Raw genomic sequence first — 18250 nt, forward strand, 5'->3', positions numbered from 1 at the left:
AGCTTTTCCAACTCTTTTTATATGATTCTTTATCCTTTTAACGGCATCTTTCCATCTAAAAGCTTCTCCCCGGAAACCGATGCCCTAGCCCAGATAGAAGCGGAAATCCTTTTTGTGGCGGGGTTCGACACAAAAAGATTGAAGCGGATAGCGGGATTTAGCTCCTTATTATTTTCTAATTCCAAACTTTAAAAGACATCTACTTCGCTCAACCAGACAAAACGTTACTCTTATATATTATATAATACTTATTTATTATGTGTACTCAAAAAAAATAAACCCGACAGGTTTTCAAAAACTGTCGGGTTAAAACTAGAATTACCTTTATATATAGTAGAGCAAAAACTATACTTATATATAATAGAGTAAACTTGTACATATATATTGTATGTATTTTTGTAATCATGTATATTTGCATTCACAAAATTATAAACAATGATCAAGATTACTTTACCCGATGGGTCAATTAGAGAGTTCGCTCAAGGCGTAACTCCGATGGAGGTCGCTAAAAACATTAGCGAAGGTTTTGCAAGAAATGTCATTTCTGCATCTTTTAATGGTACAACTATTGAAACCGAAACTCCATTGACGACCGACGGTAATCTTATTTTATATACTTGGAATGATGCTGAAGGCAAAAAAGCTTTCTGGCATTCGACTTCGCACGTAATGGCGCAAGCTCTTGAGGAATTATATCCTGGAATTAAATTAACTCTAGGACCTGCAATTGCAAATGGTTTCTATTATGATGTTGATTTTGAAGACCAAAAAATCTCTGAGGCTGATTTCAAAAAAATCGAAGACCGTATTCTTGAAATTGCAAGAGGAAAGTTTGATTTTAAAATGCGTCCGGTAACTAAAGCAGAAGCTTTGGAAATGTATAAAGACAACGTTTACAAGACTGAATTAATTTCAAATCTTGAAGACGGAACTATTACATTCTGTGACCACGCTACTTTTACTGATTTATGCCGCGGTGGTCATATTCCAAATACCGGAATCATTAAGGCTGTAAAAATCATGAGTGTTGCTGGTGCTTACTGGAGAGGTGATGAGAAAAACAAACAATTGACTCGTGTTTATGGAACTTCTTTCCCTAAACAGAAAGATCTTACTGAATATCTTGAACTTCTTGAAGAAGCAAAACGTCGCGATCACCGTAAATTAGGAAAAGAACTAGAGTTATTCGCTTTCTCTCAAAAAGTTGGTCAAGGTTTACCTTTGTGGTTACCAAAAGGAGCCGCTCTAAGAGATCGTTTAGAGCAATTTTTGAAAAGAGCTCAAAAGAAAGCTGGATATGAGCAAGTAGTAAGTCCACATATTGGGCAGAAAGAATTATATGTTACTTCTGGTCACTATGCGAAATACGGAGCTGATAGCTTCCAACCGATACATACGCCAGCTGAAGGTGAAGAATTTTTATTGAAACCAATGAACTGTCCTCACCACTGTGAGATTTACAATGTAAGACCTTGGTCATATAAAGATTTACCGAAACGTTATGCTGAATTTGGTACTGTTTACAGATATGAGCAGTCTGGTGAATTACATGGTTTAACTCGCGTTCGAGGATTTACTCAGGATGATGCGCATATTTTCTGTACTCCAGAACAATTGGATGAAGAGTTCAAAAAAGTAATTGACCTTGTATTGTATGTATTTGGTTCGTTAGGTTTTGAAAACTTTACTGCTCAAATTTCATTAAGAGATCAAGAAGATAGAGAAAAGTACATTGGTACTGATGAAAACTGGGAGAAAGCTGAAAATGCCATCATTAATGCAGCAAAAGACAAAGGCCTTAATACAGTTGTAGAATATGGTGAAGCTGCATTTTATGGTCCAAAACTTGATTTCATGGTAAAAGATGCTTTAGGAAGACAATGGCAGTTAGGAACAATTCAGGTGGATTACAATTTACCTGAGCGTTTTGAATTGACATATAAAGGTGCTGATAATGAACTACATCGTCCTGTGATGATTCACAGAGCACCTTTTGGATCTATGGAACGATTTATAGCAATTTTACTAGAGCATACAGCAGGAAATTTCCCACTTTGGTTAATGCCTGAGCAAGCTATTATCTTGTCTTTGAGCGAGAAATACGAAAATTATGCTAAAAAAGTTTTAGATTTGCTAGAAAATCACGAAATTCGCGCCCTAATTGACAACCGAAATGAAACTATCGGTAAGAAAATTAGAGATGCAGAAATGCAGAAAATTCCATTTATGCTTATCGTTGGTGAGGAAGAAGAGAAAAACGGAACAATTTCAATTCGTCGTCACGGACAAGAAGGAAAAGGAAACATCACAGTTTCTATCGAAGAGTTTGCTTCGATTGTAGACGAAGAAATAAAAAAGACATTAAAAGTATTTACAGTTTAACTTAAATTAGAAAGTCATAGCAATAAAAAGTAACAGAGGTTTTCAACCTCGAGTAGAAAAAAAAGATGCGCACAGAATAAACAATCTTATTCGTGTTCCTGAAGTACGTCTTGTAGGTGAAAACATTGAGCCTGGGGTTTTTAAAATCGCTGATGCGTTACGTTTAGCTGACCAATTTGAATTGGATTTAGTTGAAATTTCGCCAAACGCTGAACCGCCGGTTTGTAAAATCATGGATTACAAGAAATTTGTTTACGAACAAAAGAAGCGTGATAAAGCATTAAAAGCTAAATCATCTCAAGTTGTAGTAAAAGAAATTCGTTTTGGTCCTCAAACAGATGAACATGATTATGAATTTAAAAGAAAAAATGCTGAGAAGTTCCTAAAAGAAGGAGCTAAATTAAAAGCATTCGTTTTCTTTAAAGGTCGTTCTATCATCTATAAAGATCAAGGGCAAATTTTATTATTACGTCTTGCTACTGATTTAGAAGAATATGGTAAAGTTGAAGCTATGCCGGTTCTAGAAGGAAAGAGAATGATTATGTTCATTGCTCCGAAGAAGAAAAAGTAAAACAGTTTGCAGTCACAGTTTTCAGTTTTCGCACTGTAAACTGAAAACCGAGACTGACAACTAAAAAAATAAGTAAGTAAGAATAAATTAAAACACTAGGAAAAATGCCTAAAATGAAAACTAAATCTAGCGCTAAGAAACGTTTTAAAGTTACTGGCTCTGGAAAGATTAAAAGAAAGCATGCTTTTAAAAGTCACATCTTGACTAAAAAATCTAAAAAACGTAAATTAGCTTTGACACACTCAGCGCTAGTTCACAAAACTGATGAGAAAAGCATCAAACAACAATTAAGAATTATCTAATTATAAGTCAAAAGTTAGAAAGTCATAAAGTTTAAAAGTCAGCATCTGACTTTAGACATTTGACTTTAAGACATTAGACTAAAGATTTTCTTTAGGTTAAAAAATTATTTATATAACCTTGGAGTATGGCTTTCAAGTTCCTTTGATTCAATTCAGGACGCCTGCTACAAAAACACATTAAAATTATGCCAAGATCGGTAAATTCAGTTGCTAAAAGAGCAAGAAGAAAAAAAATAATGAAGCAAGCCAAAGGTTTCTTTGGAAGACGTAAAAACGTTTGGACAGTTGCTAAGAACGCGGTAGAGAAAGCAATGAGCTACGCTTACCGTGACAGAAAACAGAATAAAAGAAACTTCCGTTCATTATGGATTCAACGTATTAACGCTGGAGCTAGATTAGAAGGAATGTCTTATTCTCAATTCATGGGGAAAGTTAAAGCTAACGGAATCGAATTGAACCGTAAAGTTCTTGCAGATTTAGCTATGAACCACCCAGAAGCTTTCAAAGCAATACTTAATAAAGTAAAATAAACGTTTTATAAACTCAATTTAGATTACTTACTTATCATAAAGAAACCATTCGTTAATTCGAATGGTTTTTTGTTTTTATAATAATCTGTTTTACCTTTAAACTTCTTAAAAACAATTATTAAATGCTCACTCCTCTTTTTGATCATATACAGAAACTTATAACACTAGAACCTTCAGAAATTGATATTTTAGAATCATGTCTGGGTGCCACTAAAGTCAAAAAGAAAGAGCACTTATTACAGGAAGGACAAGTTTGCAATACCTTATATTTTATGTTAAAGGGCTGTATGCGCCAGTACATCATAAATTCTAAAGGAAGCGAGCAGACACTGCAGTTTGCAATTGAAAACTGGTGGATTACTGATTATTTGAGTTATCATAACCACATATCATCCAGTTTTTACCTGCAGGCCATTGAAAATTCGGAAGTGATAGCTATTGATAAAACTGTTTTTGAAACACTGTTAATTGAAATTCCGAATCTGGAGAGGTATTTCAGAATTGTTACTCAAAAAAGTTTTGGTGCTATGCAAATGCGAATTAAGTACTTGTTTACAATGTCAGCGGAAGAAAGGTATCATCATTTTAATGATCATTTCCCTGAATTTGTACAACGTGTACCACAATATATGCTTGCCTCCTATTTAGATTTTTCGGCTGAATTTATGAGTAAAATAAGAGCCGGGAAAGTCTGATTTGAATTTCTTGAAGTAGTTCAAGTTTTTGGAAGCATACATTATTGACCTTTGTAATGAACTTTTAAAACATATAAAATGAAATCAAGAATTGTTATCCCAAACGTTGCTCCAGAAGCATATAATGCTTTATTAAACCTGGAAAAATATATTTCATCTACTTCATTAACTCCAGTACACAAGGAATTAATTAAAATACGCGCTTCTCAAATAAATGGCTGTGCTTATTGCATAAACATGCACACTGCTGATGCAAGAAAACATGGAATTTCTGAACAAAGAATATACCTAACAAGTGCATGGCGTGAAGCTGATGTTTATACCGAAGAAGAGAAAGCAATATTAGCTTTAACAGAACAAGTAACTTTAATCAGCAATCATGTTTCTGATGAAGTTTATCAAAATGCAGCTCGTTTATTTGATGAAAAATATCTTGCTGAAATCATTCTGGCCATCATTACAATTAACTCATGGAACAGATTAGCTATTACAACAGGTTTGAGAGCTGTATAATTGCTTTATAAGTATAAATTTACAACATTACAAAACTTTAACACCCCTCCTCTGTGAGGGGTTGTTTGTATATAGCTGTAAATGAACATTAGTAAAATTAGAAAATTAACGATTTTGCAAAAACAGGTATTTATACTCTTTCACAGGAATTCAGATTTTTTATTTTTGGCACATGATGTTAAAAAATGTCCATTTTTCCTGCTTTCTAGCTATCATTTTAGTTCTTTTTGCATGCCAGAAAAAAGAGCATACATTTACTGATTCTAACTATGAAAAGCAAAAAATTGCTGCTCTTACAAAAAAAGCAAAGTTTTTTATTGACAAGAAAAAAACTGATAGTGCCTTCTATTATTATAATGAAGCAAAATCAATCTGCGATCCGTTAACATATCCTGACACATATGTTGTCACCCTAAATTCTATGGCCGTTATACAGCAGAATCAAAATGATTTTGTTGGCAGTAAAACTACACTAAAAGAAGCTCTGCCTTTTTTAACACTCATAACTAATTCTAAACATATTTGGGATACTTATTCAGTTTTAGGGGTTAATTACTTAAACACATATCAATTCAGAAAAGCTGATAAATATTTCAAAAAAGCTTTAGAACTAAATATTGATGAGTTTACAAATATTGAATCACAAAAAAATATAGCCGAAGTTTTTATAGCTGAAAACAAACACCAAGAAGCAATACAGATTTTATTATTACTTATAGATAAAAAGGAGGTAAAAGATAACCCAAAAACTCATGCCGAGATACTGGACAGAATTGGATATTGTTATTACTTATCAGGCAATTCTGAAGCATATGCTTTTTTAAATGATGCTTTACAAATACGAGCACAGCTAAAAGATCCTCTTGAAATTGCCAAAAGTAATTACAACTTAGCTCTTTTTTATGAAAACAAAAATCCTCTTTTGGCAAAAAAATATATGAAAACAAGTTATGAGAAATATATTTTGGCTAAGAATGTTGATGGGAGGCTTTCTGCACTTAAGCTCATAATGAGAAACAGTCAGAATACAGAACTCAAACAGCATTCAATTAAATATATAGATTTAGTAGACAGCATATATGAAGTACGTCAAAAAGCGAAAAACTTATTTGCCAAAATCAAGTATAACTCTAAGAAAGAAAAAGAAGAAAATCTAATACTTAAAACCAATAAAGCAGAAAATGAACTGCAATTAGAAAAACAAAAAATAAGAAACATCATTCTATATCTTATTATTCTGCTAAGTCTAAGTTTGATTTTAGTATTGTATTTCTTTTTAACTTCTAAAGCAAACAAAGATAAAATAGAGGCCAGTTATAAGATTGAAACAAAAATCGCAAAGAAATTACATGATGAATTGGCAAATGATATCTATCATACGATGGCTTTTGCTGAGCATAAAAATCTTTCGCTTGCAGAAAATAAACAGCAGTTATTAAACAGTCTTGATGCTATTTACTCCAGAACAAAAGACATTTCTAAAGAGAATAATTATAAAATAACAGATGAAAACTATGTTTCTCATCTAAAGAAAATGATTTCAAGTTTTAACACGCCTTTTATTAATATTATCATAAATGGCTTAGATTCTATTTTCTGGGAAGATATTGATCAAAATAAAAAGAAGACGATTTATAGAATACTACAAGAATTACTTGTAAATATGAAGAAACACAGTAATGCATCTGTAGTGGGAATCAATTTTAAAACAGCCAAAAAGGATATTATAATTAATTATTATGATAATGGAAAGGGTGTAGACAATCAAGATATTATTTTTAAAAACGGCTTACATAATATCGAAAATCAAATTCTCCATCTTAAAGGAGAAATGCAAATAGATTCAGCAGCAGGCAAAGGATTTAAATTAACTTTTAAGTTTTCTCGATAAATGAGTAAAAAAAGTTTTTTTATTAATCATTCCATAAAGTCTTTGTATATAGACTTAATTCTTATCTCATTTATTGGGGCTGTTTTTTTTATAAATCCCAATGAGAAGACAGTTGAGAAAAAAAGTAAAAAGAAATATCAAGCAATAGAACTTGAAAAACTTATAGAGAAAGCTGATAAATATTATGATGAAGAAAAACTAGACAGCTCTTATTATTTTTATAATAAGGTTTTACCAATGTATGATCCAGAAATTGATTATACAAAGTATGTTTATACGCTGTCTTCGATGGCTGAAATACAAACACTTATTGGTAATTTTATTGAAAGTGAAGAATTATTGACAAAAACCCTTCCTTATTTAAGTAAAATTAAAGAGCCTATTTATGCTCGAAATGTTTACAGTAATATGGGAATGAATTATTATAATACTTATGATTTTGAAAATTCACTTTTTTACCACACAAAAGCATTAAAATTACCTGGCACACCCTATAAAAAGGCTATTGTTTTAAACGACATAGCTCGTGTATATATGGAACAAAACCGTTACGATATAGCCGCAGAAATACTAGAAATGCTGACTGCAAGAAAAATAGTTTACAAAAGAGAACCTCTGTTAAGTGATTATTTTTATGCTTCTTTGCAGAACAGTCTTGGAGTCTGTTATTTTAATTTAAAAAAACCTAAAGCATTAGATCTTTATCTCAAAAGTTTAGCAACCAACTTACAGGGGACTAATAAGTTCATATTGCTTAATAATTATAAATCTCTTTCTGATTACTACATGGAAAATAATCCTGAGCTTGCTTTACAGTACGCAAAGAAATCCTACGAAACAGCAAGGGAAGTAAATGCTAACAGTGCCAAAATGGAATTACTTGCTTATTTAATAAAGCTTAGTAAAGGATCTGAGTTAAAAAAATATACTATAGATTATATAAAACTGACTGACAGTGTAATTAATTCTAGAAAATCGGCTAGAAATCAATTTACAAACATCAAATATTACTCAAAAATAAATAAAGACGAGAATTTACACCTTAAAGCAGAAAAAGCAGAAAACGAACTTAAACTTCAGCAGCATAAAACCAGCAATATAATTTCGGGGGTAATAATAACTTTTATTTTAACATTGTGCATCATACTTAGTTTTTACTTATCAATAAAAGGGAGGAAACAAAAAAACAATGCCATACAAGAAAGTGAAACCCGGATTTCTAACAAATTACGCAATGAACTTTTAAATGAAGTTCAGAATGTTTTAACATATGCTAAAAATAATGATTTAGAAACTGCTGATAATAAAAATGAATTATTAGAAAGTCTCGAAAAAATCTATTCTCAAACCAGAAATATCTCAAAAGAAAACAGCGATATTATAACTGATAAAAGATACAGTTTGACATTGAAAAATATGATATCTACTTTTAAAACAACAGATACAAATGTTTTTACAAATGGCCTTACTGATATTAACTGGATTAAAATTGATAAAAACAAAAAAATAATTATTTACAGAGTCATACAAGAACTACTTGTAAACATGAAAAAACACAGCAGCGCAACACTTACTGGAGTTAATTTTAAAGTCATTAAAAAAAATATTATTATAAATTATACAGATAATGGTAAAGGTGTTAACATGAACCAAGTATCTAAAAGTGGTCTTCAAATAATTGAGAATCGTATTTTAAATGTAAAAGGTGAAATTCAATTTGAATCAAATCCCGACAATGGATTTAAAATATCAATTAAAATTCCTTTTTAATATGAAGATGCTTGAAATTATAAAAAATAAAACTTTTCTAAAGTATCTTATTTTTTTTCTGATTATACTTTTAATTGGGGTAGTATTACTTTATCAGCTGCATAGAAACCAGGTAATAATTATTCAACAGATTAAAAAAAACAATTCTGTTGAAATAAATAAAAACATAACTGAAGCTGATCGCTTATTTGACCAAATTAATTACGACAGCGCATATTTCTTTTATAAAAAAGCAATTGCACTTTGTGATCCTATTGATGATTATGCAGATGATTATGTTTATTCTCAATTATCTATAGCAAATTTACATCAGAATACAAACAACTACACGGCATGCGAAGAAGCTTTATTAAAAGTTTTTCCATATTTAAAAAAAACAAGCAAACCTAAATACACTTATAACACTTACACCCTCTTAGCTTACAACTATTTCTTTACTTATGACAATAGTAATGCACTGTTATACCACAGAAAAGCATTGAGACTAGCTGCAACACCATACAAAAAATCAGTAATCATAAATGACATTGCTTTAGTTTACTTAAGACAAAAAAGATATAAAGAGATAATAGATGCATTGGAGCCATTAGCCAGAATAAAAATTAAACACGAAACTGATTCTGCAAAAACCGATATTAATTATTCCTTACTATTAAACAACCTAGGATTTTGTTATTTCAAGCTCGGAAATCCAAAAGCATTAGAATATTATAAAAAGAGTCTGAAGATACAGGAAAGATTAAAGTCAGATTATGAATTAATGAGTACCTATTCTAGTGTAGCTATGGTTTATGCTGAAACCAATCCTAAATTATCTAAAATATATACAGAAAAACAATATCAGTCTGCCTGCAGGGCAAAGTCTGCATCATTTAAAGCAAATACTTTAGGAGACTTAATTAGAAAATCTGAAGGAAAAGAACTTAAAAAATATTCTAAAGCATACGTAAAAATAATTGACAGTATATTATCCAGCAGAAAACAAGCAAAAAATCAATTCTCAATAATTAAATACGAATCTAAAACTGATAAAGAAGAAAATCTAAAACTCAAAGCCGAAAAAGCGGAAAATGAACTGTTATTACAAAAGCATAAAAATAGAAATACCATATCCTATATCATTATTACTTTCACGATAGCTGTTCTTTTACTTTTGCCACTCTACTTATTTATAAAAGGAGAAAAAGAAAAAAAAGAAGCTGTTTTTGAAAGTGAAATGAGAATTTCTAAGAAACTGCGTAATGAATTGACAAATAAGGTGCATCATACATTGCTTTTTGCACAAAATAAAGATTTACAAAATGATGAAAATAAAAATCAGTTTTTAATAAAATTAGATGAAATATACTCTCAAACCAGAAACATTTCCAGAGAAAACAGTTCTATTGTAACCAATGAAAATTACGATATGGGGTTGAAGGAAATGATATCGGGTTTTAAAACTCCAAATCTAAATTTATTAGTAAATGGTCTTGATACCATAAAGTGGAATAAAATTAACAAGATCAAAAAAATTATTATTTACAGGGTATTACAAGAGCTATTTTACAACATGAAAAAATACAACGACTTGACTTTGATCATATTATCATTTAAAATAATCAATAAAAATATTGTAATTACATACAGCGACAACAGTTCTAAAACGCAAAATGAAAGAATAATTTTAAAAAAACATCTTGAAAATGTGGAAAACCGTATTAAAACCACGAATGGAACTATTAATTTTGGCAATTATACAGAAAATGGTTTCAAAATAAGTTTCACATTCCCATTATAAAACAAGTAATATGTTTAAGAAAGTTTTAGTTGCAGAAGATTTAGATAGTATTAGTATTGCAGTTGTTCAAGTTCTCGAAGACCTTAATATTCCTGTTATTGACCATGTTAAATATTGTGATGAAGGTTTATTAAAAGTAAAAAAAGCATTGAACGAAAAAGAACCGTACGATTTACTTATTACTGATTTATCTTTTAAGACTGATCATAGGAAAGCAAATATTGAAAGCGGTGATGAATTAATTGAAGCAATCAATAAAGTGCAGCCTGAATTAAAAAAAATTGTGTTTTCAATTGAAGACAAATCGTATCGCATTAAAACTCTTTTTGATGAGTTAGGAATAAATGCATATGTATCTAAAGGAAGAAATAGTATTCAGGAATTAAGATCTGCTCTTGAAAAAACTTTTAAAAACGAAGAAAGAATACTTTCATCTGATTTAAATTTTAGTTTCAATGACAAATCATTAATCGAAATTGAATCTTATGATATCTCTATCTTATCACTTCTGGCAAAAGGTTACATATTAGAAAACATTTCAAATGAGTTTAAAGAAAAATCGATTACACCAAATGGAACCAGCAGTATAGAAAAACGAATCAACAAATTAAAAATATATTTTAAAGCAAACAACAATGTACACTTAATTGCCATTGCAAAAGACTTTGGTCTGGTTTAGAGTTTAACACATGTGTTACGGTTTCCCGTAAGGAAATTCTCTTACATAGATTTAAGTTTGTATAAATTATTAACTGATGAAACCTAAATATAAGTTTGATCCCATTACCAAGATCAATACACCCAACAATAGAATTATTATGAAAACTATGCTTCTTTGTCTTTTTCTTTCTGTAAGTTTTGCTTTTGTTTCTGAGAAAACAGGCTGGCTTGACATTGATTGGAAACTAATTTGTATCCCGGCTCTTCTGGTTTTGCAAATTATAATTATTGGAACAGCTCTAAAAAACAGGTACAAGAAACATTAATTGTAAGTAAGCTGGAAAATAGAAATCTATATACTATATTTGGATTTTAAAATTTAATGAAAAATAGTACATTTTATTTCCTTTTATTCCTTCTTACTTCATTCCAAGCCTTTTCTCAAACCAAATTTATTTCCTGGAATTTAGAAAACTTTGGAAAATCTAAGTCTCAAGCCTCTTTAAGTTTTATTGCAAAAACGGTACAAGAATACGACATTATAGCTATCCAAGAAGTTGTTGCCGGATACGGAGGCTCACAGGCAGTCGCAAAACTTGCTTCAATATTAAACGAAAAAGGTTCAAAATGGGATTATACAATAAGTGATCCCACAAGTGGAAACAGTTACAAGAAAGAGCGCTATGCTTTTATTTGGAAAACAAGTAAAGTAAAATTGAAAGGCAAACCCTGGCTGGAAAAAAAATATCACTTAGAAATAGACCGGGAACCTTATTTTGCAACCTTCGAAGTAAACAAAAAACTGGTTACGTTTGTTAATTTTCATGCTATAACAAAAAGTAAACAGCCTGAAACTGAAATTAAATACTTCAAATTTCTTCCGCAAGAATACCCAGATCTAAATCTGGTTTTTACAGGCGATTTTAATTGTCCCGAATCACATACCGTTTTTAATCCATTAAAAAAAATGGGATATGTTTCTGTATTTCAAAAACAAAAAACAACTTTAAAACAAAAATGTAAAGCAGAAATTTGTCTTGCCTCTGAATTTGATAATATTTTTTACAAATCAAGTACGTTAAAACCTAGTAAATCAGGAGTTGTTTTATTTTATAATAACTACGATTCACTTCAAGAAGCCAGAAAAATATCAGACCACATTCCTATTTGGATTGAGTTCTTTTTAAATTAAAACTATGTTTTTAATTTTTTCTTTTTGGCAGCCGGAAATAAAACATTATTTAAAATTAAACGATATCCCGGAGAATTAGGATGTAAATCCAGAACTGTAGGCGGATCACCAACCTGATGCTGAAAATCTTCCGGATCATGGCCTCCAAAAAAAGTAAACATTCCTTTTCCTTTTTCGCCATGAATATATCTAGCTTCACCATTAAGTTCACAAGTTCCCATAACCAGAACATTGGATTTTATCAATGTTTCGTTAAATGAAGTTGTCTGCCCCATAAAACCTTTTACTAATTGAGTATGGTTTTGACATAACATACTAGGAATAGGATCCCATTTTGCAGAATATTCCATTAAAGTAAAATAATCTTTTTCCATAGGAACTCTTCGTTTTCCAGTCATATCAATATCCGAAAATTCATAAACTTCAGGCCTTCTTTCTAAAATAAAATCTTTAAAGGCAAAAGAGTTTCCATAATTTAATTTTGCCTGATAGTTAGATTCACTTGGATCACCATCAAACATAGTTTCGCAAATATCAACTCCATCTGCAGCTAATGCAATATCAAAACTATCTGTGGCAGAACACATAGCAAACATAAAACCGCCTCCAATAACAAAATCTCTAATCTTTTTTGCTACAGCTCCTTTTTCCTGTGAAACTTTAGAATAACCAAGTTTTGCTGCTAAAGCTTCAGAATCTCTTTTTTGTTCAATATACCAAGGTGTATTTTTATAAGCGGCATAAAACTTACCATACTGACCGGTAAAATCTTCATGATGTAAATGCAGCCAGTCATATAATAATAATTGGTCGCTCAAAACTTCTTCATCATAAATAGGAGTAAATGGAATTTCGGCATAAGTCAAAACCAACGTAACGGCATCATCCCACGGTTGTTTTCCTTTTGGTGTATAAACAGCAATTTTTGGTGCTTTTTCAAGAATTACTGATTCCATATTTTGTGACGGACTCGAAATATCATTTAAAAGAGAGGCTTCTTCAGTATCAGAAAGCACTTCAAAACTAACACCTCTAATTTTACATTCTTTTCTTATCTCCTCAGCATCAGGCAATAAGAATGAACCTCCTCGATAATTTAACAGCCAGCTTGCTTTATAATCGCGGCTTAAACACCAATATGTTATTCCGTATGCTTTTAGATGATTTTGCTGTGTAGTTTCGTCCATTGGAAGCAAAATAAAAGATGCCTTCGTCTGCAATGAAAATACCAGCAAAAAAATATACAGTAAACTCTTTTTCATCAAAAAAATATTTTAGTAAAGATAATGAGGAAGTCATTAAAAACATAACCGATCCAAAGGTTTTACCCTAATGCAGTGCGTTAAAGTTTTACGTCGGTAAAATTGACCATACTTTTCGTAAAAACAGGTAAAAACACCTGTTTTTGTACTATTTTTTCTACTTACATTTGAAATTCTTAATCTAAATAACCGCCATAAAAAAACAACAGTCATGAAGTTTAATGAAAATAATCATCAGCCTAGAGGTTTAAATGTAATGCAAAAAATTGGTCTTGGAGTTCTTGTAATTACTATTGTAGCTTATTATGTTTTATCTATTCAGTTTTTAACAAGCGGAAGTTAAAGCGTTAAAACGGCTATTTCATTTTGAATAGCATATACCACTAAACCGGCAATATTTCTTGATTCTGTTTTAAGAAGTAAATTATTTCGATGCCCTTCAACTGTTCTTGGACTTAAAAAAAGATGTTCAGCAATTTCTGAAGTTGTTTTTTGCTGACAAATAAGCTGTAAAATTTCTATTTCTCTTGGAGAAAGAAAACTTGTTTCCAGATTTCCTTTTGAATTTTTTGAAGAAACTATTGTTTCCTGAATAGTCTTCAAAACACTTTCGTTATAATAAAATCCTTTTTTGTTAACTTCATTAATGGTTTTAATTAAATCTTTTGGAGTTGTATTTTTAATTAAATAGGCAACAGCGCCAACCTGAATCATATTGGCAATAAAAGATTTTGAATCGTAACTGGTAAGTGCAATAATTTTTATTTCAGGGAAAGATTTCCTAATTATTTTTGTTGCTTCAACGCCATTCAAAACCGGCATTTTTAAATCCATGATAATAATATCTGGTTTAATTTCAGTTTCGAGAAGTTTATTTACAAGGTCTTCTCCGTTTGAAGCTTCGAAAACAATCTCAATATTATCTTCTCTCTGCAATAAAAAAGCTATTCCTTTCCGGAATAAAACTTCGTCGTCGACTAAAGCTATTTTGATAATGGCATTCATTTTTTACGTTTTTGGTCGTTTGGTATATCGAAAATACGAAATATGAATCAAAAAAAGCCATTTCGCCTTATTTTATTGATGTAAAATTCGCTTTTTAACTTAAAATGTAAATATAACTTCAACTCCTTTTCCTTTTTCAGATTCAAAACTGATTGTTCCGTCTAAGAAAGAAATACGGCTGTTGATATTTTTCATTCCCAATCCTCTGTAATTTTCAAAATCTTCGCTGTCAAATCCTACTCCGTTATCTTTATAATAACAGGTATTTGTTCCTTTATCTTCTTTAAAATTAATCCAGATTTCATTAGACTTTCCATGACGAAGAGAATTATTCATTAGTTCCTGTAAAACCCTAAAAACATGTAAATGACGATCGATTTCTTTATCATCAAAATCAAGTTCGTTTTTATAATAGGTTTTTACTGATTTACTACTCTCAAATTCCCCGCATAATTCTTCTATACCTGCATGAAGTCCAAACTTTTCGAAAACCGGAGGTAATAAATTATGCGCAATTTTCCTTGAATTTTCTAAAGCTTTTGCTGTTAAATTTATAATGTTCTCTGTAATTTCAGTTGTTTCGGCTTCTGTTAAATTTGGCGCTGACAACAAGTGTGTATTTAAGGAAACAATGTTAAGTTTAGAACTAATATCATCATGAAGATCCTGAGCAATACGTTTGCGTTCTTCTTCTTGTATCTGCAAAACAGCATGTAATTGTTCTTTTTGATACTGAAGTATTAAATCTTTCTTTTCTAATTCTTTTTGAATGATTTTTTTTCTCGAGAAGTAGAAAAATATGATCAGTACAACTGAAACAATTATAAAGAAAAGTGAAATATATAATATTATAGCGACAAGCTCTTTTTCTGGTATTGAGTGGGTATTCATATCAAATTTATTTCAAGGTAGTTTTATTAGGTGAAAATGCTTTTTTTGAAAAACTTTTTATCCATTCGAACAAAATAAAAAATTGATAACATAAAACTAAAAAACTGTTTAATATCCAGGTTAAAAGCTTAACATCATCACTTAAACCTATAGAAAGATTTCCAATTAAGTACAATACTGTACTCGCTAATAAGTAAAATATCAGACCTACACTTATATAATAATATGTTTTATCTTCTGTAAGCATATTATAAAAGTGAAATAGAGCAAAAACCACAATAAGCAGATTGGTTAAGATAATTTCAAATAAATTGAACTTAAGAAATACGCTTGAATTCATACAAAATTGTATAGCTAAAACTAATAATGCAATTATTAAACTAATTTTAATGAACATTTTTTGGCTTTTAACATTTGTCAGCGAATTGTAAAACATTCCAAGCAGCAACATTTGTCCAGCAAAAAACATATTGACAACCACCAAATTAGTCATTCCTAAATGGTATAATAATTCCATTGACAATTGCATTACAGTTGAAAAAGCTAAATAGCAGAGAAAAAAAACATTAGCTTTTTCCTTTCGGAAAAAGCTATATGAATAGGCTATTAAGTTTACTATTAAAACAAAATATGTAGAGTACACTAAAATATCAATCATTTTATATACTTTATAATATTTTAGAATTAAAATGGCGGACTAGGACGTATTCCGTCATAAACTACTTCTTCAGCATCATCTGCTGCAGATTTAGCCATATAAGAAGAACCTTCTCCGTAAACATCAATGTATTTACCAGTTTCCTTATCTAATCTAGCTCCAACAAAAAGTAAGGTTCTTTCGTCTTTGTCATTAATAGCAAGACATGCACGTACAACCTCAGTTTCAAGTTTTAAAACTTTTTCTAAAGTTTCTCTTGGAATTAAAAAAGATTTTACTTTGGTTTTAGGATCTTCGATGGTGGTGTCATCTTGATACCTTTTTTCCCACTCTTTGGCTATACCCAAAGGAATCAGAACTGCGTCTGGAAAGGCTTCTTCGCTCATAGTTTTTTAAAAATTTAATATTAGTTAATTTGTTTATGGTCTAGCGAAACTACCGAATTAATTTTTATGTAAGAAATATTATGGAGTAAATTATAGATTCGATTATGTAATTAATTAAAATAAAAAAAACCTTTGAAAGAACATACTTACAAAGGTTTTTATTAGGATTTTTATTCTGATTAAAACGGTACATCACTATCATCATCATCGTCATTCAGGTTGCTTCCAAATGCTTCATTGGCCGATGGCAGATTTTTTGTAATAAATGGATTATCCTCGTGATTCATTTTTGAAGGTAAATCATCATAACCACCTGTAAAGTCTTCAAGGTTGTCAAACTTACCTAAGTGTCCTAAGAATTTTAAACGAATATTTTCCAATCCACCATTACGGTGTTTGGCTATAATAAACTCTGCTTGTCCCGCAGTTGGAGATGCCTCATCATCATCCCATTCTTCAATTTTATAATATTCTGGACGGTAAATAAACGATACAATATCAGCATCCTGCTCAATCGCACCAGATTCACGAAGATCCGAAAGTAACGGACGTTTACTTGATCCACGGGTCTCAACCGCACGCGATAACTGTGAAAGTGCAATTACCGGAACGTTTAGCTCTTTTGCCAGTGCTTTTAAGTTTCGGGAAATAGTCGAAATCTCCTGCTCACGGTTTCCTCCTCCTTTACCATTTCCTCCCGCAGTCATTAACTGCAAGTAGTCAATAATAATTAATTTGATTCCGTGCTGCGATGCCAAACGACGGCATTTTGCACGTAAATCGAAAATTGAAAGTGAAGGCGTATCATCAATAAACAATGGGGCTTTTTCTAAATCTTTTACTTTAGTACTTAACTGCTCCCATTCGTGTTTTTCTAATTTTCCTGTTCTTAATTTTTCAGAAGACAATCCTGTTTCCGAAGAAATAAGCCTTGTAATTAACTGAACCGAAGCCATCTCCAGAGAGAAAACTGCCACGGCATGTCCAAACTGAATGGCAACGTTTCTTGCCATCGAAAGTACGAATGCGGTTTTACCCATACCTGGACGAGCAGCGATAATAATCAAATCCGAAGGCTGCCATCCTGAAGTTACTTCATCTAATTTTTCAAATCCTGTTGCAACACCACTCAAACCTTCTTTTCCTGCAATTTCTTCAATACGTTTTTTCGCCTGAAGAACCAAACTCTGAGCAGTTTCAGAACTACGTTTGATATTTCCCTGTGTTACCTCATACAATTTAGATTCGGCTTTATCCAGCAAATCGAATACGTCTGTAGTTTCGTCATAAGATTCTTCAATAATTTCAGAAGAAATTCTAATCAAACTTCTTTGAATGAATTTTTGAAGAATAATACGCGAGTGAAATTCGATGTGGGCAGAAGATGCAATTTTCTGCGTTAACTGAATTAAATAAAAATCACCTCCTGCTAATTCTAATTTTCCGTTTTTCTTTAATTGTGTCGAAACTGTCAGCAAATCTATTGGCTGTGTTTCTGTAAAAAGCTGCAGAATTGCTTCAAAAATATGTTTGTGCGCATCTTTATAAAAAGCATCTGGCTGTAAAATATCAATTACATCATCTACCCCTTTTTTATCAATCATCATTGCACCAAGCACAGCTTCTTCTAAATCAAGAACCTGCGGAGGGAGTTTTCCTTTTTCGAGATTAATTATTGTGGTTTTATCGACCTTTACGGGGTTTACATTCTTGAAATTTTCCATATAGCGAAAGTAACAAAATTTAAAAAAAAATTGCTATC

20 protein-coding genes are annotated in these 18250 nt (G+C 31.0%); 14 read left to right on the forward strand and 6 right to left on the reverse strand.

Annotation, left to right across the window (positions count from 1 at the left end; genetic code table 11):
* The 13 genes from ACTJIW_RS00005 to ACTJIW_RS00065 all read left to right on the forward strand — a co-directional run.
* On the forward strand, window positions 1-192 hold a 192-nt coding region (locus tag ACTJIW_RS00005), incomplete at its 5' end, for a hypothetical protein (RefSeq protein ID WP_440718427.1).
* A 243-nt stretch (window positions 193-435) separates the two neighbouring features.
* Window positions 436-2382, forward strand: a complete 1947-nt coding sequence (gene thrS, locus ACTJIW_RS00010; protein WP_011921543.1) for a threonine--tRNA ligase — start codon at window positions 436-438, stop codon at window positions 2380-2382.
* A 16-nt stretch (window positions 2383-2398) separates the two neighbouring features.
* Window positions 2399-2953: a translation initiation factor IF-3 gene (gene infC / locus ACTJIW_RS00015; RefSeq protein WP_373921656.1), complete on the forward strand. Its 555-nt coding sequence runs from the start codon at window positions 2399-2401 to the stop codon at window positions 2951-2953.
* Between the two features lie 104 nt (window positions 2954-3057).
* Window positions 3058-3255 (forward strand): 50S ribosomal protein L35, encoded by a 198-nt coding sequence (rpmI, locus tag ACTJIW_RS00020; RefSeq protein WP_011921545.1) that lies wholly within the window; start codon window positions 3058-3060, stop codon window positions 3253-3255.
* 185 nt (window positions 3256-3440) lie between these two features.
* On the forward strand, window positions 3441-3785 hold the full coding sequence (gene rplT, locus ACTJIW_RS00025) for a 50S ribosomal protein L20 (RefSeq protein WP_008464948.1): 345 nt from the start codon (window positions 3441-3443) through the stop codon (window positions 3783-3785).
* 122 nt (window positions 3786-3907) lie between these two features.
* Entirely contained in the window at window positions 3908-4480 is a 573-nt protein-coding gene (locus ACTJIW_RS00030) for a Crp/Fnr family transcriptional regulator (protein WP_440715432.1), read from the forward strand.
* A 78-nt stretch (window positions 4481-4558) separates the two neighbouring features.
* Complete coding sequence (locus ACTJIW_RS00035) at window positions 4559-4993, forward strand: carboxymuconolactone decarboxylase family protein (protein WP_121360300.1); 435 nt, start codon at window positions 4559-4561, stop codon at window positions 4991-4993.
* Between the two features lie 172 nt (window positions 4994-5165).
* Complete coding sequence (locus tag ACTJIW_RS00040; RefSeq protein ID WP_440715431.1) at window positions 5166-6884, forward strand: tetratricopeptide repeat-containing sensor histidine kinase; 1719 nt, start codon at window positions 5166-5168, stop codon at window positions 6882-6884.
* Entirely contained in the window at window positions 6885-8654 is a 1770-nt protein-coding gene (locus ACTJIW_RS00045; protein WP_440715430.1) for a tetratricopeptide repeat-containing sensor histidine kinase, read from the forward strand. It begins immediately after the preceding gene.
* Window positions 8620-10434, forward strand: a complete 1815-nt coding sequence (locus ACTJIW_RS00050; RefSeq protein WP_440718428.1) for an ATP-binding protein — start codon at window positions 8620-8622, stop codon at window positions 10432-10434. Before ACTJIW_RS00045 ends, ACTJIW_RS00050 begins: the two co-directional genes overlap by 35 nt.
* A 10-nt stretch (window positions 10435-10444) precedes the next feature.
* Window positions 10445-11113, forward strand: a complete 669-nt coding sequence (locus tag ACTJIW_RS00055; RefSeq protein WP_011921551.1) for a response regulator — start codon at window positions 10445-10447, stop codon at window positions 11111-11113.
* Between the two features lie 76 nt (window positions 11114-11189).
* The gene (locus ACTJIW_RS00060) at window positions 11190-11420 is read left to right on the forward strand and encodes a hypothetical protein (protein WP_044047352.1); all 231 of its coding nucleotides are present in this window, start codon (window positions 11190-11192) and stop codon (window positions 11418-11420) included.
* 56 nt (window positions 11421-11476) lie between these two features.
* Window positions 11477-12286: an endonuclease/exonuclease/phosphatase family protein gene (locus ACTJIW_RS00065; RefSeq protein ID WP_440715428.1), complete on the forward strand. Its 810-nt coding sequence runs from the start codon at window positions 11477-11479 to the stop codon at window positions 12284-12286.
* Window positions 12287-12288: 2 nt separating this feature from the next.
* Here the strand turns inward: ACTJIW_RS00065 and ACTJIW_RS00070 are convergent, their stop codons facing one another.
* Entirely contained in the window at window positions 12289-13548 is a 1260-nt protein-coding gene (locus tag ACTJIW_RS00070; RefSeq protein WP_011921553.1) for a hypothetical protein, read from the reverse strand.
* Window positions 13549-13759: 211 nt separating this feature from the next.
* On the opposite strand from ACTJIW_RS00070, the gene ACTJIW_RS00075 reads away from it, so the two are divergent.
* The gene (locus tag ACTJIW_RS00075) at window positions 13760-13891 is read left to right on the forward strand and encodes a hypothetical protein (protein WP_256527431.1); all 132 of its coding nucleotides are present in this window, start codon (window positions 13760-13762) and stop codon (window positions 13889-13891) included.
* Here the strand turns inward: ACTJIW_RS00075 and ACTJIW_RS00080 are convergent.
* The 5 genes from ACTJIW_RS00080 to dnaB all read right to left on the reverse strand — a co-directional run bounded on the left by ACTJIW_RS00080 (window position 13888) and on the right by dnaB (window position 18212).
* Window positions 13888-14553 carry a response regulator gene (locus ACTJIW_RS00080; protein ID WP_440715427.1) on the reverse strand — a complete coding sequence of 222 codons (666 nt, stop codon included), beginning with the start codon at window positions 14551-14553 and terminating at the stop codon, window positions 13888-13890. The genes ACTJIW_RS00075 and ACTJIW_RS00080 overlap by 4 nt on opposite strands.
* Window positions 14554-14652: 99 nt before the next feature.
* Window positions 14653-15444 (reverse strand): sensor histidine kinase, encoded by a 792-nt coding sequence (locus ACTJIW_RS00085; RefSeq protein ID WP_440715426.1) that lies wholly within the window; start codon window positions 15442-15444, stop codon window positions 14653-14655.
* Between the two features lie 7 nt (window positions 15445-15451).
* Entirely contained in the window at window positions 15452-16102 is a 651-nt protein-coding gene (locus ACTJIW_RS00090; protein WP_011921557.1) for a hypothetical protein, read from the reverse strand.
* Window positions 16103-16128: 26 nt separating this feature from the next.
* Window positions 16129-16488 (reverse strand): hypothetical protein, encoded by a 360-nt coding sequence (locus tag ACTJIW_RS00095; RefSeq protein ID WP_011921558.1) that lies wholly within the window; start codon window positions 16486-16488, stop codon window positions 16129-16131.
* 179 nt (window positions 16489-16667) lie between these two features.
* The gene (gene dnaB / locus ACTJIW_RS00100; protein WP_011921559.1) at window positions 16668-18212 is read right to left on the reverse strand and encodes a replicative DNA helicase; all 1545 of its coding nucleotides are present in this window, start codon (window positions 18210-18212) and stop codon (window positions 16668-16670) included.
* Window positions 18213-18250: the final 38 nt, after the last annotated feature.

The organism is Flavobacterium sp. 22659, from assembly GCF_052044235.1.
In the GTDB taxonomy this organism is placed as follows: domain Bacteria; phylum Bacteroidota; class Bacteroidia; order Flavobacteriales; family Flavobacteriaceae; genus Flavobacterium; species Flavobacterium johnsoniae.

Coding starts and splice junctions, on each gene's coding strand:
- ACTJIW_RS00085 (WP_440715426.1), bottom strand. CDS start 15,444: ATGAATACCCACTCAATACCAGAAAAAGAGCTTGTCGCTATAATATTA.
- ACTJIW_RS00090 (WP_011921557.1), bottom strand. CDS start 16,102: ATGATTGATATTTTAGTGTACTCTACATATTTTGTTTTAATAGTAAAC.
- thrS (WP_011921543.1), top strand. CDS start 436: ATGATCAAGATTACTTTACCCGATGGGTCAATTAGAGAGTTCGCTCAA.
- ACTJIW_RS00060 (WP_044047352.1), top strand. CDS start 11,190: ATGAAACCTAAATATAAGTTTGATCCCATTACCAAGATCAATACACCC.
- rpmI (WP_011921545.1), top strand. CDS start 3,058: ATGCCTAAAATGAAAACTAAATCTAGCGCTAAGAAACGTTTTAAAGTT.
- ACTJIW_RS00080 (WP_440715427.1), bottom strand. CDS start 14,553: ATGAATGCCATTATCAAAATAGCTTTAGTCGACGACGAAGTTTTATTC.
- ACTJIW_RS00030 (WP_440715432.1), top strand. CDS start 3,908: ATGCTCACTCCTCTTTTTGATCATATACAGAAACTTATAACACTAGAA.
- ACTJIW_RS00065 (WP_440715428.1), top strand. CDS start 11,477: ATGAAAAATAGTACATTTTATTTCCTTTTATTCCTTCTTACTTCATTC.
- ACTJIW_RS00075 (WP_256527431.1), top strand. CDS start 13,760: ATGAAGTTTAATGAAAATAATCATCAGCCTAGAGGTTTAAATGTAATG.
- ACTJIW_RS00040 (WP_440715431.1), top strand. CDS start 5,166: ATGATGTTAAAAAATGTCCATTTTTCCTGCTTTCTAGCTATCATTTTA.
- dnaB (WP_011921559.1), bottom strand. CDS start 18,212: ATGGAAAATTTCAAGAATGTAAACCCCGTAAAGGTCGATAAAACCACA.
- ACTJIW_RS00070 (WP_011921553.1), bottom strand. CDS start 13,548: ATGAAAAAGAGTTTACTGTATATTTTTTTGCTGGTATTTTCATTGCAG.
- ACTJIW_RS00045 (WP_440715430.1), top strand. CDS start 6,885: ATGAGTAAAAAAAGTTTTTTTATTAATCATTCCATAAAGTCTTTGTAT.
- ACTJIW_RS00095 (WP_011921558.1), bottom strand. CDS start 16,488: ATGAGCGAAGAAGCCTTTCCAGACGCAGTTCTGATTCCTTTGGGTATA.
- ACTJIW_RS00050 (WP_440718428.1), top strand. CDS start 8,620: ATGGATTTAAAATATCAATTAAAATTCCTTTTTAATATGAAGATGCTT.
- ACTJIW_RS00055 (WP_011921551.1), top strand. CDS start 10,445: ATGTTTAAGAAAGTTTTAGTTGCAGAAGATTTAGATAGTATTAGTATT.
- ACTJIW_RS00035 (WP_121360300.1), top strand. CDS start 4,559: ATGAAATCAAGAATTGTTATCCCAAACGTTGCTCCAGAAGCATATAAT.
- rplT (WP_008464948.1), top strand. CDS start 3,441: ATGCCAAGATCGGTAAATTCAGTTGCTAAAAGAGCAAGAAGAAAAAAA.